Genomic DNA, 14,433 nt, shown 5'->3' with positions numbered 1-14,433 from the left:
TTATTTAGTAGGAGTGATTACTCATGCCGAACCTGTCGGTATTCATAGTGGATGATGACCCGTTTATCCGGGAAAGCCTGACTTTACTGATCGGTCTCGATCCCGAAATCGAAGTGGCCGGGTCTGCGGGAAACGGAGCGGAAGCGGCAGAGCTCATCGCGCGCGGCCCCCATCCGGATGTCGTCCTGATGGATATCCGCATGCCGGAATGCGACGGCGTGGAGGGAACCCGGAAGATCAAAGCGATCTCTGCCGACATTTCCGTATTGATGCTGACGACGTTCGATGACGATGAATATATTCTTGAGGCGCTCCGTAACGGAGCCAGCGGATATCTGCTTAAAAATATCCCTCCCGACCGGATCATTCAGGGCATCAAAACCGTGCATAGCGGAAACATGCTCATCCACCCGGACGTCGCGCGGAAGCTGACGGGCCTGCTGCGCCAAGCCCCCTCTTCCCCTCCGGAAGCCCGGTTTGCCGCGGCCGGCCTAACGGCGGCGGAACAAAACGTGGTCCGCTTGATCGCCGACGGCATGTCCAACAAGGAGATCGCCGCCCAGTTATTTTTAAGCGAAGGCACGGTTAAAAATTATGTCACCGACATCCTTGGCAAGCTGGGCGTCCGGGACCGCACGCAAATCGCCATCCTGTACTGGAAAAGCCGGAGCGGGGCTTAACGAATCGCCGGTAAACGCGGCGGGCGCGTTAAACGCATCACGCACGCTCCGAACACCCTTCGTTGTAAAAAATCCAACCATTTCTCCCAAATCAGGGCGAAAACAGGGCCTTCATTGGATAATATCCAATCAAACACGTGCTTTTTCATCAAAACGGGTGCCGATGGTTCAACATCGTTGGATTTTTTCCAATGGAGTGCCGAGTTGTAACCATACCATAGAGAGTTCATTGGATTTTTTCCAACGGGGGCTCGGTGACCCCGGCCATGGTCTATTCAACATAAAAAAGGCCGCCTCAGCAGGCAGCCATGGTTATCGATTTATTTTTTCGGAGCGGTTATTGGCCCGTCTTCATGGAAGTGGTGTTAATAAGCTGCGGAAGCATCTTCGTTCCCTTTACCATTTCAGAGGAACACAGCGGACATACCGGATTGTAATCAAACGTAAAGTTATCCCGCATCCATCCGTTGCAATCCTCGCTAACGCAAGACCAAACCGTGGTATTCTCCTCAGGAACTTCTTCGATCGTTTTTTTACGGTAGTTCATGATAACCTCCCAAAAAAGATATTGCGGGGTGAACGATCACTCCCTCAAAAAAACAAAAGCTGCCCTTAACGCACGCGTTAAGAGCAGCTTGTGCCTGCATTACAGTTTTACGACATTCTCGGCTTGCGGTCCGCGGTTGCCTTGAACGACGCTGAATTGTACGCGTTGACCTTCGTCAAGCGTTTTGAAGCCATCGCCTTGGATTGCGCTGAAATGTACGAATACGTCATTTCCGCCTTCCACTTCGATAAAGCCGAAACCTTTCTCGGCATTGAACCATTTCACTGTTCCAGTTTCCATGAAAGTTACCTCCTTGATTATTATTAACATGCTCCTTTTTTACATAAAAAAATTCACATATTGAAAAAAGTTCATTTTTAGAAATTGACACTCTTTTCAATACGTGAATATCACTTCTCCAAACTTAATTAACCTCATTATACGCTCATCTGGATAAAAAAGCAAATCGCCCGTAGTCCCTCCACTCCCCTGCTGGACAGATTTGGGATGCCGGACTATAATGACAATTGTAATCCGCAGCATAATAGTTCAGGGGAGCTGGAAATTCGGCCGGCTGAGATTGTATCCCGCAAGATACTGACCCTTTAACCTGATCTGGGTAATGCCAGCGTAGGAAGAATGATTAGCCATGAACTTATCCATTCATAGCCATGAACCTAAACCTACGCGTCCCGATCCGGGGCGCTTTTTTTGTTGGCCGGAACTGCCAGATTGCAACCTGCGGAAATTTCCGAACAAATGAAGGAGAGAATGATGGTGAGACTTAAAAAATCGGCATGGCTTGCGCTGTGCACCGTACTGCTCGTAGCCCTTACGGCCTGCGGACAGGACAACGGAAAGGCAAACAACGCAGCGAAAAACGGCGCCGGCGCATCCGGAAACGGACAACCCGCCTCCCTGAAAGACGTCAAGATTTTGCTCGACTGGAGCCCCAATACGAATCACACCGGTTTCTACGTGGCCAAGGAGCAAGGTTTTTACGAAGAAGAAGGCCTGAACGTCGATATCATCCTGCCGGGCTCCGCCGGTGCCGACGCCATGGTTGCCTCGGGTGAAGTTCCCTTTGGCGTAAGTTACCAGGAAGGCGTGACCCAAGCGAGAATTCAAGGGCTCCCGCTCGTTTCCATCGCCGCGGTCATTCAGCATAACACGTCCGGCTTTGCCGCACCGGTGGACCGGAACATCAAATCTCCGAAGGATTATGAAGGAAAAACCTATGGCGGCTGGGGCTCACCGGTCGAGGAGGCGATTCTGAAATCGATCATGGACCAGAGCGGAGCCGATGTAAACAAGGTGAAATTCGTCAATATGGGGGAAGCGGATTATTTTACGGCCGTGAAACGGGATATCGACTTTGCCTGGATATTCTACGCATGGACGGGAATCGAGGCCGACCTTCGCGGAGAACCGCTGGATATGCAATTCGTCAAGGATTATTCCGAAAGCCTGGATTACTATACGCCGGTCATCGTCACGAACGAGAAAACGATCGCTGAGGATCCCGAGCTGGTCAAGGCCTTCATGCGGGCTACAACCAAAGGCTACGAGTACACCATCGACCATCCGGAGGAGTCGACAGACATACTTATAAAAGCCGTGCCCGAGCTGGATAAGGATCTTGTCGCCGCCAGCCAAAAATGGCTCAGCCCGAAATACAAGGATGACGCCGCCCGTTGGGGAGAGCAAAAACGCGAAGTTTGGCAAAACTATTCCGACTGGATGCACGAACGCGGTCTGATCGAAAAGCCGCTGGATACGGATAAAGCATTTACGAATGAATTTTTGCCCGAATAACTGATCCGAATAACCGATGAAAGGATGATCGATTATGTCAAATGCACTGTTAAGCATTCAAATCATTCCGAAAACCCCGAACGGTGAGGATGTAATTCCTTATGTCGACCGTGCAATCGAGGTCATTCAAGCCTCCGGGGTGAAATATCAGGTGAATCCGCTGGAGACGACCATGGAGGGCGATCTGGATGAACTGCTGGCCATCGTCAAACGTATGAATGAAGCGGTCGTGGAGTTCGGCAGCAACGGAGTGATCTCCCAGATCAAAATTTTGTACAATCCGGAAGGCGCCAGCATGGACAAGCTGACCGAGAAGTATCGTCCATGAAGCTCAGCCGGCTCTTAAAAAGCATATGGCCGCCCCTCGTGGCGGTCATCTTGTTTTTGATCGTTTGGCAAGGGGCCGTCTCCGTATTTCATATCGAAAAATGGATCCTTCCGAGCCCCGCCGATATCGTCAAGGTGTCGTCGGCCGAAGCTGAAAATCTTTGGGGCCATACGCTCGCGACGCTCCGGCTTATGATCATCGGTTTCGTGATCGGGACCGCCGTCGGACTCCTTGTCGCCTTTGCGCTTCATTATATTCCGTTTCTGAAATCATCGCTTTATCCGTTGATCATTCTGACCCAAAACGTGCCTGTCATCGCCCTCGCTCCCCTGCTCATGATCTGGTTCGGTTTCGGGGTTCTGCCCAAAATCATCATCATCACGCTGGTTTGTTTCTTTCCGGTTGCCGTATCGGCGATGGACGGCCTAACCCGAACCGACCGGGTCATGCTGGATTATATGAGAATGGCCGGGGCGACGAAAGCGCAAATCTTTTATAAGCTGGAAGTCCCCCATGCCCTGCCGTCCATGTTTTCGGGGATGAAAATTGCGGCAACCTACAGCGTTATGGGCGCGATCATCGCCGAGTGGGTCGGGGCGGACAAAGGAATCGGTTACTATATGATGCTGCAAAAAGCGTCATATCGCACGGACAAAACTTTCGTTGCCATCGCCGTCATCGTGGCCATCAGCCTGGCGATGTTCATTCTGATCGCCCTGCTTGAAAAATGGCTGGTCCGCTACAGGCCGGCCGATAACGATAAATAGAAAGGAGCGTGTCCTCGTGGTTACGGAACCTACGACAAATCCGGCTACACCTCCCGCGCTCGAGGTACGAAACATCAGCTTGACTTACCGCAAGGGGCGGCGCGAGGTTCTGCCCGTGCTGAACGATATTTCCCTGTCCGTTCCCGCCGGGAGATTCGTTTCGATCATCGGCCCCTCCGGGTGCGGGAAGAGCACGCTGTTCCATGTGATCGGCGGACTGATCCGGCCGGATGCCGGGCAAGTCCAGATCGAAGGCAGTGAGGTTACGGGAAAGCGCGGCCTGATCAGCTATGTTCCGCAAAGGCCGGCCCTGTTCCCCTGGCGGACGACGCTGGACAACGTGCTGCTCGCGCGCGAAATCACGGGCAGCGCCGACGCGGCGGCACGCGAAGAAGCCCTGCAATGGATGAACCGGGCCGGACTGGGCGGCTTTGAAAAAGCTTATCCGCACACGTTGTCCGGCGGCATGCAGCAGCGCGCTTCATTCCTGCGCGGATTGCTCGCTCCGCAGGAGGTCCTCTGCCTCGACGAACCGTTCAGCTCGCTGGACGAGCTCACGCGCGGCGAAATGCAGCGCTGGCTGCTCGACCTTTGGGAAACAAGCCGAAGATCGGTGGTCATGATCACCCACAGCATCGACGAGGCCCTTTTGCTTTCCGATACGATTTATTTGTTGTCCAACCGTCCCGCTTCCGTTCTCCACCGGATCGACGTTCCCTTTGCCCGTCCCCGAAAGGAAGAGCTGGCGGAGGATTCCGGGTTTCTGGAGCTGAAACGGGAAATCGCCGGACGGATGAGAGAAGAACAACGCAAAAAACCAATCTAGACAGGCGGATGGTCCTGTCCGGATTGGTTTTTACAATGAATAAATGTCCAACGTTTGTTCGGAAAGCCTCATCATGGCATGAACGATATCGGGATCGAATTGCGAGCCGGCCCCCCGGATCAACTCCAGTCTGGCTTCGCTCAGTGTCAGAATGCGGCGGTATTTGATATTGGAGGTCATGGAATCAAAGGCGTCAAGGACGGCGCAAATGCGGGCCCCGAGGGGGATATCTTCTCCTTTAAGCCCGTAAGGGTACCCCCTTCCGTCCCAACGCTCATGATGATATTTGATCACATCGATGATTTCCGTACCGAACCCGGGATTGCTTTCCGCCATCCTGGCCCCAACCACCGGGTGAAGCTTGATCACTTCCCACTGCTTCTCGTTCAGGGGGGAACGCTGGGTCAGCAGCTCCCGCGAAATCACCGTTTTGCCGATATCATGCATAAAGCAGCCCCTGATCAATTGCTCGGCGGTATGTTCCGGCAATTTGAGCTGCAAGGCTATTTTTTCCGCAAGCATGGATACTCTCGAGCAATGATAATATATTTCCGGATGCGTATTTTGAAGTGCCTTCAGCCATTTTGAGGCGTCCGGTTCCTGGTCCAATTTCAGCTGTTCTATAAATAAGCTAGAGGTTGTACCCATCTGACTGCCTCCTAAAACCTATTGCTTCTCCATTATATTATAGGCCAAAAGTTTCCACCTGCCTAGAAAAAAAGCTTAAATTCAATTCGGAGAATCCGTCTCCCGGCTTATGTCCGAAGAAGGAGTGAACTAACCCGTGAATCTAACCTCCCGGTCCCAAAGTAATGGAAAACAATCCCACCCATGGATTGACGCTCATATTCATCTTGACCAGTATGAAGAACAAGCAAAAGAACTTATCTTGCGACACGCAAATGAGCGCGGAATGGATGCGTTGATCAGTGTTTCCATGCATTTGAAGTCATGCCTCGGCAACCTCGAGTTGTCCAGGCGCTATCCGGGACGGGTGATCCCGGCTTTCGGCTACCATCCGGAGCAGCCGGTGCCATCCGAGCAGGAATTGGAAACGCTGATCGCCTGGATACATGCCCATGCTTCGGACATGGCCGCCGTCGGCGAAATCGGCCTCCCCTACTACATGCGGACAGACGCGGAGCAGCGGGGAGAATCATTCGACCTTGAGCCATACGTCGCTTTGCTCGACCGGTTTCTTGAACTCGCAGGGCACTTAGGCAAGCCTGTAGTTCTCCATGCCGTGTATGAAGACGCCGCGCTGGTCTGCGATATGTTGGAACGCCGGAGCATTACCCGCGCCCATTTCCACTGGTTCAAGGGTCCCAAGGAGACCGTTCGGCGTATGGCTGAGCGGGGTTATTATATTTCGTTTACGCCGGACCTGCTTTATGAACCTGAGATCATCGAACTGGCAAAATACTATCCCGCAGACTTGTGCATGGCCGAAACCGACGGCCCCTGGCCATTCGAAGGGCCGTTCGAGGGACGTGACACGGAACCGGACATGGTCCGCGACGTCGCGGCCGCATGGGCTTCATTGCATGGATGGTCGTACGACAAAGCCTGCGGGATACTGGTTTCCAATACGCGGCGTTTCTACGGACTGTAGCATTCGTCCCTCCTGCGCGGCAATTGATGCCGGCTGGAGGGATTTTTCCTTTCGGAAGCCAACCGATTGACAATCCTTTTTCTTTCATGTAATAATTTGATAAATATCTAATTAGTAAATAATCTAAATAGGGGGCCTATCATGCAGCTTGATCGTATCGTTCAGTTCCATAAGACGGTCGGAGACGTCACCCGGATCCGGATTATCGCATTGCTAAAAAACGGACCGCTTCACGGGCAGGCACTGGCCGGCAAATTGGGCGTTTCGGCTCCCACCATCACCCATCATATGGCGAAATTGCGCGAAGCCGACCTGATCTACGAACGCCGGGACAAGAATACGATTTATTTTTACTTGAACGAGAAGAGTCTGGCTTTGCAGGCACAGGCCATTTTGAACGTTGGTAACAACGGGGATACGCAACAAGGAAAGGAGGGGATCTCCGTGAAATCTCAAGACCAATCGGCTATCATCCGCAATTTTTTCACGAAAGACGGAAAACTCAAGCATCTGCCCGCCCAACTCAAGAAAAAACGCATCGTTCTCGAACACCTCGTGCAGGGATTGGAGCCGCGCCGGCAGTACACCGAGAAAGAAATCAACGAGTACATTCAGAAGTATCACGAGGATTTCGCCACCATCCGCAGGGAATTTATCATGCATCAATACATGTACCGGGAAAACGGGATTTACGAGCTTAACCCGCCGGAAATGTGGGCTAAATCTTAAACTGAACGCTCCCGTGCTTATGCAGGTTTGAACGAAGCAATGCCGCAGGTAAATGCAATTTCGGGCCTGCTTCCTTTTTTAAATAACTAATTAGATATATATAAAATTAGATAATTAGCTAGACATCGCTGCAATCAAGGAGTCTAAAGGTGAATCACGGATTATTGCTTAAACAGGAAAAAAATTATGCCCGATTGTTCGCCGCAGGGATCGTGAACGGCATCGGGGACCGGTTTAGCCAGGTGGCCATTCTCGGCCTGCTGCTATCGCTCACCGGCTCCGGCCTCGCCGTCGGAATTACGTTCGCCGTCCGGCTTCTGCCCTTCCTCATTTTCGGACCGTTTGGGGGGTGGCTTGCGGATCGCTTTTCAAAAAAAAGAATTATGATTGTCACGGACGTGGTCCGGGTTCTGTTCGCCTTATCGCCGCTGCTTGTGCGAGAAGCGGGTGACGTGTGGATTATTTACGTCAACTCTTTCCTGCTTGCCGCCGGAGAAGCGCTGTATTCTCCCGCCCGCATGTCGGCCATCCCGTTTCTGGTCAAGAAGGAGCATCTCCTTAGGGTCAACAGCCTTGAGGAAGTCCTGACCGGACTCGTGCTGATCGGCGGTTCACTCTCCGGGGGCCTCGTCTCTTCCCTATTCGGCACGGAGACGACCTTCGTTTTGAACTCGCTGTCCTTTCTGATCTCCGCGATGCTGCTGCGCCGGATCCCGAGCCTGGTTGGGGCCGCTGCAGCCGGAAATAGAAGAACTGGCGTTGAAGAGTCCATTCCGGCTCCCCGGCCCGGAAGGAATGTTTCGCATTCAAGGAATTGGCCGAACTGGCTGATCCGCTCTCCTTTTCTCCTTCTGATGCTCTCCGTTTTTGCCGTGTGGCCGATCGGGGACGGCATATTTAATATTTTGCTCAGCGTATATGCGGTGGAGGTTTTCCATCAGGGGGATCTAGGGATCGGAATTCTTTACGGAGCCTTGGGCGCCGGACTGGTCCTCGGATCGGGGATGACAGGCAAATTCACTCGACATATGAAAGCCGTCGCCATACTGACCCTACTGATCGAAGGCGTCTTTCATGTTATGATCAGCCAAAGCGGATCTTTTATGCTGTCGGTACTTCTGCTGGGAGGAAAAGCCATCTGTTCCGGGATCGGCAACGCCTGCAATCAGACCCTGTTGATGACGATCGTTCCGGACCGAATACGGGGCCGATTTATGGGAATGCTTGCCGCAATGCAAAATACGATGATGGGGATCGCGATGTTCCTTGGCGGATTAATGCTGGAGGAGGTTTCTCCCCGAGCTTTAGGCTTGTTCGGCGGCATGCTCCTCGCAGCGGCCGGAGCCGGGGCATCGCTCGTCTATCTCCTGTTCCGCCGCAGGTTTCATGCCGAAGTCGCGGAGAGCGTCCCGGACAACGCGGCTTTATAACTTGAAGAGGCCGCCCTGCCAGGCAGCCTCCAAGTTATCGTAATGCTTATTTGAATCCGAAACCGCGCTTCTCCAAAAATTCCCGCATGTGCAACCGGGCCGGCTGGGCCAGCTTTTCCGCCATCAAGACGGACCATGGGGTATCCTTCGCTCCGCCGGTTCTCTCCCGCAGATACTTTACCATGACCTCGTCATACTGCTCCACGCCTTTTTCCGAGCTCTCCGGGTCATACCCGTTCCAGTGCAGCACCGCCTGCTGCGGCAAGCGCGGACGCTGCCCCGGTTCCTGGTCCGGATAGCCGACGCACATGCCGAATACGGGATAGACCAGCTCCGGAAGGCCGAGCAGCTCGGCAACTTCCTCGCTTCTGTTGCGGATGCCGCCGATGTATACGATGCCGAGACCGAGCGACTCCGCGGCCACGGCCGCATTTTGAGCCGCCAGAGCCGCATCGACCGTGGCGACGATCAAGTTCTCCGTCGTATCCTCGTAAGTTTCCCGGTCCGGCAAATGCCGCTCCGCCGCGGATTTCAATCTGGACAGATCCCCGCACCAGACCAGAAACACGGGGCATTCGGAAATATAAGCCTGCTGACCGCATAACTCCTTCAGCTTGTCCTTCCGCTCCCGGTCGGTCACCGCGATAACGCTGTACGCCTGCACATTACTGGAGCTTGAAGCCCACTGCGCCGCCCGGGCGATTTCTTCGATTTGCTCCCGGGACACCGGCTTTTCGGAATACTTCCGGATGGATCGATGCTTTTTAATTTGTGCGATGACCTCATTCATGCCGAATTCACTCCCAAACCCCTCATAATAAATTGAACCGCATGCTCCGGATAGGTTTCCGAAAAATCTTCCCGGATATCCGTCAAAAACTCGAGATTCCGGTATCTTTTGTGGGACAAGGCCACTCCCAGCACCATGAGCAGAGTCGCAGACAAAGAATCGTACCGAAAAATCCCTTGCTCTTTGCCAAGCTCAAGCAATTCTTTGACTTTGGACCACACCGGCTTCAAAAACGAGAACACGATGTTCAGCCGGGGAGATTGCAGCGTCAATTCCTGCTGAACGATATCGCTCAGCTCTTTGTCCTGAATCGTGAACTTCAGGATTTCCCGGGTCAGCATTTTCAAGCCCTCCAGCGGGTCCTTCAGTTCCTCTTCATACCTGAAAAACGCCTCGGGGGTGCCCGGGAAAAAGTGCTCGAAAATCGCTTCGAACACTTTCTCCTTGCCCCCGAAGTAGTAGGAAACCAGCGCTACATTGGCGCCCGCCGCCTCGCAGATTTGCCTTACGCTCGTTCCGTCAAATCCTTGTTTGGCAAACAACGATTTCGCCGATATAAGTATGCGCATTTTTACATCCGTATCAGAAAGTTCCATAGCAAGTCCCCTTACCTATTCTAGTCCCATTATGAAACTTTCAACTTTGATCCGCAAGGCCGGCGAGCTTCGGTTCACTCCGCGGCAAATTCCAATGCCGCCTGATCTTTCGCGGTCTCACGCTTCGGCCCCCGCCCTTTAAACAGTTCCGCCGCCAGTCCGACCAAAAGGCTTGCCGCAGCGATGACGCCGAGCCATACAATGTCGCGGGACGATATCGTCCCGGCTCCGCCAAACTGAATGTTCATCAGGCCCTCTACCGCATAGGTTGCAGGAAGAAAATCCCCGGTCGCATGATAAAAACCGTTCAACAATTGACGCGGAACCAAAGCTCCCGAAGTCACCAACTGCAGCGAAAGCGCTGCGATATTGAACAGCATGCCCGCCATCCCGAACCATTGCAGAAACATCTGCGAAAAGAACAGGAACGCCAGAACGATCAAGCTCTGGAACGACCAGAAGGCGAAGAATCCTTCGTTCGCTTGCCCTCCCAACGCGAACACGAGGCTCGTTCCGACCAGGGCGATGGCGAGGGATGATACCAGGTTGATGACGGTTCTGGCTCCAAAACGCTGCCAACCGGACAATTCGGAACCGATTAGGCCGGATGCCTGCTGCAGATTCATTCCCATAATCATCGTACCGACATACGAAGCCAGTACCAGCATCATCGGCACCATCTGATTATTCATTCCGTCCACGGGGTGAATCGTCTCCACTCTGGAATCCACCTTTCCGGATAATTCCGGAGCGGCCTGGGCCGAAACCATCCGGTTCACCGAATCCGTGATTTTGGCTGCCGTGCTATCCATCACACTGGATACCATCATCGCATTCGATCCGTTCATCGTATATTCCAATGACGCCGCTTCTCCGGGGGCCTGCAGCCGCTGTCCGAATCCGGCCGGGATTTTGACGATCATCTGTAATTCCCGCCGCTCCAACGCTTCCCTCGCATCTTGCTCCGTCAAGCCGGTTTCCCATCGAAAAGGCGTATTTTTCTGAAAACCGTCCACGAGCTGCATTCCGAACGCACCGTCCTCGTTGACGGCCGCAATCGTAAATCGATCGACCCGCTCGGTCACCCCGTCATAAGCCGTCATCCAGATGAGGCAGAAGATTACCTGGAACATCAATGCCGTCAGGATGCCGATTTTGGTTTGCGGGGCTTTGAGAAACGCCATTAAACCTTTTTTCATGGTTCTTGCCACTCTCCCTGTAAAAATTCATTATTAAACATATGTTTAAAACATTCGTTTAAATCATATGAAGGTGAGTGTCATTTGTCAATCTAAAATTTAAAATATCGTATTTCAGGCCAATCCGTTGACCAATAAATATGCGGCCATGATCCAAATCACGACCGCCGAGCATAGATTTAACCTGCGTAGCCATAATCCGCTTCGGCTAATCCTTCCCACGTATCTGCCTGCTATGGCCAAGCCGGCGAACCAAATCCACGATACTAAAACCGTGGCTAGAGTAAAGACATATTTTTCAATACCCGCATAATTTAACGAGCTTGATCCGATGACTCCGACCGTATCCAAAATCGCGTGCGGATTCAGCAGGGATACGGACATCGCGAACACCGCCTGTTTTACCGGCGGCAAGCCGCCCGTTGCATTCCCTTCTCCCCCGGGGGTTCCTTTCCATAACGACCATCCCATAAAAATCATGAAGCAGGCCCCGGCGATAAATAATACCGTCTTCAGCCAATCCACCGCGAGTACGACCATCGATACGCCCATCACGGCAAAAACAATCAGCAGCGTGTCGCACAATCCAGCGGTGACGACGGCCGGCAGAGCCCCTGGCCACTTCTTCCCCGCCGCCCCTTGATTAAACACAAATACATTCTGTACGCCCAAAGGCAAGATCAGCCCCAGCGCGAGCATAAATCCGTGAAAAAATGCCCCTGTCATAAAGTCCACCTCATTCTCTTGATGTAAAGAACCTCCGAGTTATCTTCGGCCAGTTCCCGCACTTTATTGTAGCGTCATGGACCGCTGCCGGCTCCATCCATTTGGTTGGATATAAAACCAACCAAACGTTATAATAGCCGTATCCATAAAACGAGAAGAACACGGTCGCAGGAGGACGATGACACCGATGGAAAAACCGATATGGCAGCCCAACCGCCACTCTCCGGTACCGCTGCATGTTCAGATCACCCATTTTATCCGCGATAAAATCGCAAGCGGCGAGTGGCCCGTCGGCACCCGCCTTCCTTCCCAGCGCGAACTGGCACAGAGCTTCGGCGTGAACCGCAGTACCGTCGTCACGGCGATGGACGAGCTCGCCGCCGCGGGCATGATCGAAGGCGGACGCGGAGGCGGCACCCGGGTCGTCAACCGGACCTGGGGCGCGCTTGCTTCCACGCCGCCTCCGGATTGGAACGCCTATGTCAACGCAGGCATCCACCGGCCGAACCTGCCGACGGTCCAGGAGATCAACCGCGCGGAGTTCGACTCGGGCATCCTAAGGCTCGGGACGGGCGAGCTATCCCCGGAGCTGCTTCCGCGGTCCGGCATGGAAGAGCTGCTCCGCGACATGGCGGTCCGCGTTCCCGAATTGGGTTATGGCGAACCGAACGGCGATTTGGACCTCCGGAAGGCGCTTAGCGCTCGATTGCAGACCGTCGGCATCGCCGTATCGCCTTCATCGATTCTTATCGTTTCCGGCGCCCTGCAAGCCTTGCAGCTTATTTCGGCAGGCTTGCTGCAGCCGGGTTCGACAGTGCTCTTGGAACGCCCCTCCTATTTGTACTCCGTGCCGGTGTTCCAATCCGCCGGAATGCATCTGCAGGGCGTACCGATGGATGAAGGAGGGCTGCGCCCCGAACTGATCGGACCTTATGCCAGACAGTACGGAGGGTCGCTCCTTTACACCATCCCAACCTTCCATAATCCCACCGGGATCGTTATGAACGGGAAGCGCCGGACTCAAGTACTGGAGGCGTGCCAATCGTTGGGGCTTCCGATTCTCGAAGACGATGTTTACCGGGATTTATGGCTGGATGAACCTCCTCCCGCCCCGCTAAAGGCTTCGGATTCAAGCGGCAGCGTGCTTTATGTCGGCAGCTTGTCGAAGACGCTCAGCCCGGGCCTTCGCATCGGCTGGATTGCGGGTCCTCAGCCCGTCATCGAGAGGCTCGCCGACATCAAAATGCAGACCGATTACGGAAGCAGCGCCTTGTCGCAAAGCCTTGCGGCAAAATGGCTTTCCGGCGGATTGTACGACGAGCATCTGGAGCGGCTGCGCTCAGCGCTTCGCGTCCGCAGGCAAATCGCTTTGCGGGCTCTGGAGCTCCATTTCGGAGATTATGCGGAGTGGAGCTTTCCCCGGGGAGGATTCTATATCTGGCTGAAGCTGAAACGGACCGTTACGCCGCGCAAGCTGTTCGATGCCGCCCTTAAGCAAGGAATCTTGATTAATCCGGGCCATCTGTATGACCGGGAAGCCGAAGGCCGGATCAGGTTGTCCTATGCTTTTGCGAGCCTGGAAGAACTGGAGCCGGGAATCGGGCGTTTGGCCCGCATTGTCGCGTCGCTCTAGGCTTTATTTCCCTTTTTCTTGCCCGTAGGCAACCATAATTATTTTTAAAACGTCTATTCTTAAAGAAAGGGGGCTTCATTCATGAAGGGCAAGAACATCGCCGCCGTCCTCATTGCATTGACATTATTGCTTGGCGGCTGCGGTAACGGAACAAAAAAAGGAACCGATGCAGGGGCCAATCCGCCGGAGAATCCGCCCCAGGCCGAGAACGGCGCGAAAATTGTCACGGAACCCGAAAACACCTCCGGCACGGGGAGTCTGAAGGAAGAAGATCCGCCGGAGCCGCCGCAAGACAAAGAGATGAACGGAACGGCGGGACAATTGTATAGCCTGGCTTTTCAAGCTATGTTTGATATGGATGAAGGCTTGAACGGGGATATGAAATATATCGCTATGGACCTGAGCGAATTGACGCAACTGACGGAAGAGGATAAAGCATATATACTCGATTCTTTTGAAGATTATGGGGTTGAAATCAGGGATGAGACTTTCGACCGGTTACAAGAGCAGGAGCCCGGCTTTAAAGAAAAAATGGTGCTGGAAGGCGTCCTGCTCCGGGTCGAAAAAGTGGATATCAGTAAAGACGCAGCGGTGATCGAAGGCAGCAAATACAGGTCCGGCAACGGTGCCGTAGGGACCAAAATCACGTTGAAACTCGAAGACGGCGCATGGAGCGTGACCGATGCAGGAATGACCTGGATAAGCTGACAATAACCGAAATACTTTGCCGGATAACCGTTCTCTTTTCATGAAAA

General features: G+C 53.4%; 17 protein-coding genes and 1 riboswitch. Of the genes, 10 read left to right on the top strand and 7 right to left on the bottom strand.

Going from position 1 to position 14,433, the window contains the following annotated elements; all coding sequences use genetic code 11:
* Positions 1–23 precede the first annotated feature (23 nt).
* Positions 24–680, top strand: coding sequence for a response regulator (locus ACSFXJ_RS02855; RefSeq protein WP_435923722.1), 657 nt, complete (start codon positions 24–26; stop codon positions 678–680).
* Positions 681–1,017: 337 nt separating this feature from the next.
* On the opposite strand, the gene ACSFXJ_RS02850 is transcribed toward ACSFXJ_RS02855, so the two are convergent.
* Positions 1,018–1,227 carry a cold-shock protein gene (locus ACSFXJ_RS02850; protein ID WP_435923721.1) on the bottom strand — a complete coding sequence of 70 codons (210 nt, stop codon included), beginning with the start codon at positions 1,225–1,227 and terminating at the stop codon, positions 1,018–1,020.
* A 99-nt stretch (positions 1,228–1,326) separates the two neighbouring features.
* The gene (locus ACSFXJ_RS02845; RefSeq protein WP_435923720.1) at positions 1,327–1,527 is read right to left on the bottom strand and encodes a cold-shock protein; all 201 of its coding nucleotides are present in this window, start codon (positions 1,525–1,527) and stop codon (positions 1,327–1,329) included.
* Between the two features lie 241 nt (positions 1,528–1,768).
* A riboswitch (TPP riboswitch) is annotated at positions 1,769–1,881 on the top strand.
* A 117-nt stretch (positions 1,882–1,998) separates the two neighbouring features.
* Between ACSFXJ_RS02845 and ACSFXJ_RS02840 the strand changes: the two genes are divergently transcribed.
* Genes ACSFXJ_RS02840 through ACSFXJ_RS02825 form a run of 4 tightly spaced genes read left to right on the top strand, consistent with a single transcriptional unit; the run spans position 1,999 to position 4,963 of the window.
* Positions 1,999–3,042, top strand: coding sequence for an ABC transporter substrate-binding protein (locus ACSFXJ_RS02840; protein ID WP_435923719.1), 1,044 nt, complete (start codon positions 1,999–2,001; stop codon positions 3,040–3,042).
* A gap of 34 nt (positions 3,043–3,076) precedes the next feature.
* Positions 3,077–3,370, top strand: coding sequence for an MTH1187 family thiamine-binding protein (locus ACSFXJ_RS02835; RefSeq protein ID WP_435923718.1), 294 nt, complete (start codon positions 3,077–3,079; stop codon positions 3,368–3,370).
* On the top strand, positions 3,367–4,137 hold the full coding sequence (locus tag ACSFXJ_RS02830) for an ABC transporter permease (protein WP_435923717.1): 771 nt from the start codon (positions 3,367–3,369) through the stop codon (positions 4,135–4,137). Before ACSFXJ_RS02835 ends, ACSFXJ_RS02830 begins: the two co-directional genes overlap by 4 nt.
* Before the next feature lie 16 nt (positions 4,138–4,153).
* Complete coding sequence (locus ACSFXJ_RS02825) at positions 4,154–4,963, top strand: ABC transporter ATP-binding protein (protein ID WP_435923716.1); 810 nt, start codon at positions 4,154–4,156, stop codon at positions 4,961–4,963.
* A gap of 30 nt (positions 4,964–4,993) precedes the next feature.
* On the opposite strand, the gene ACSFXJ_RS02820 is transcribed toward ACSFXJ_RS02825, so the two are convergent.
* A complete protein-coding gene (locus tag ACSFXJ_RS02820) occupies positions 4,994–5,611 on the bottom strand; it encodes an HD-GYP domain-containing protein (protein ID WP_435923715.1) in 618 nt (205 codons plus the stop codon).
* Positions 5,612–5,747: 136 nt separating this feature from the next.
* On the opposite strand from ACSFXJ_RS02820, the gene ACSFXJ_RS02815 reads away from it, so the two are divergent.
* From ACSFXJ_RS02815 to ACSFXJ_RS02805, 3 genes are all read left to right on the top strand, one after another.
* Entirely contained in the window at positions 5,748–6,575 is an 828-nt protein-coding gene (locus ACSFXJ_RS02815) for a TatD family hydrolase (RefSeq protein WP_435923714.1), read from the top strand.
* 141 nt (positions 6,576–6,716) lie between these two features.
* Complete coding sequence (locus ACSFXJ_RS02810; protein WP_435923713.1) at positions 6,717–7,304, top strand: metalloregulator ArsR/SmtB family transcription factor; 588 nt, start codon at positions 6,717–6,719, stop codon at positions 7,302–7,304.
* Between the two features lie 149 nt (positions 7,305–7,453).
* Positions 7,454–8,734 (top strand): MFS transporter, encoded by a 1,281-nt coding sequence (locus ACSFXJ_RS02805; RefSeq protein ID WP_435923712.1) that lies wholly within the window; start codon positions 7,454–7,456, stop codon positions 8,732–8,734.
* Between the two features lie 46 nt (positions 8,735–8,780).
* Here ACSFXJ_RS02805 and nfsA read toward each other — a convergent pair whose 3' ends face one another.
* The 4 genes from nfsA to ACSFXJ_RS02785 form a co-directional block, all read right to left on the bottom strand.
* Positions 8,781–9,524, bottom strand: coding sequence for an oxygen-insensitive NADPH nitroreductase (nfsA, locus tag ACSFXJ_RS02800; RefSeq protein ID WP_435923711.1), 744 nt, complete (start codon positions 9,522–9,524; stop codon positions 8,781–8,783).
* Positions 9,521–10,120, bottom strand: coding sequence for a TetR family transcriptional regulator (locus ACSFXJ_RS02795; protein ID WP_435923710.1), 600 nt, complete (start codon positions 10,118–10,120; stop codon positions 9,521–9,523). The genes nfsA and ACSFXJ_RS02795 overlap by 4 nt, the downstream gene beginning before the upstream one ends.
* A 74-nt stretch (positions 10,121–10,194) precedes the next feature.
* Entirely contained in the window at positions 10,195–11,319 is a 1,125-nt protein-coding gene (locus ACSFXJ_RS02790; protein WP_435923709.1) for a YhgE/Pip domain-containing protein, read from the bottom strand.
* A 114-nt stretch (positions 11,320–11,433) separates the two neighbouring features.
* A complete protein-coding gene (locus ACSFXJ_RS02785) occupies positions 11,434–12,045 on the bottom strand; it encodes a LysE/ArgO family amino acid transporter (protein ID WP_435923708.1) in 612 nt (203 codons plus the stop codon).
* A 187-nt stretch (positions 12,046–12,232) separates the two neighbouring features.
* Between ACSFXJ_RS02785 and ACSFXJ_RS02780 the strand changes: the two genes are divergently transcribed.
* Together ACSFXJ_RS02780 and ACSFXJ_RS02775 are read left to right on the top strand one after the other, a co-directional pair.
* Positions 12,233–13,678, top strand: a complete 1,446-nt coding sequence (locus ACSFXJ_RS02780; protein ID WP_435923707.1) for a PLP-dependent aminotransferase family protein — start codon at positions 12,233–12,235, stop codon at positions 13,676–13,678.
* Between the two features lie 81 nt (positions 13,679–13,759).
* Entirely contained in the window at positions 13,760–14,386 is a 627-nt protein-coding gene (locus ACSFXJ_RS02775) for a hypothetical protein (RefSeq protein ID WP_435923706.1), read from the top strand.
* The last annotated feature ends 47 nt before the right edge of the window (positions 14,387–14,433 follow it).

This window comes from Paenibacillus salivarius, from assembly GCF_051307165.1.
GTDB lineage: Bacteria > Bacillota > Bacilli > Paenibacillales > Paenibacillaceae > Fontibacillus.
The sequence above is the reverse complement of the archived record's forward strand: the minus strand, read 5'-3'. Positions and strand labels throughout refer to the sequence as shown.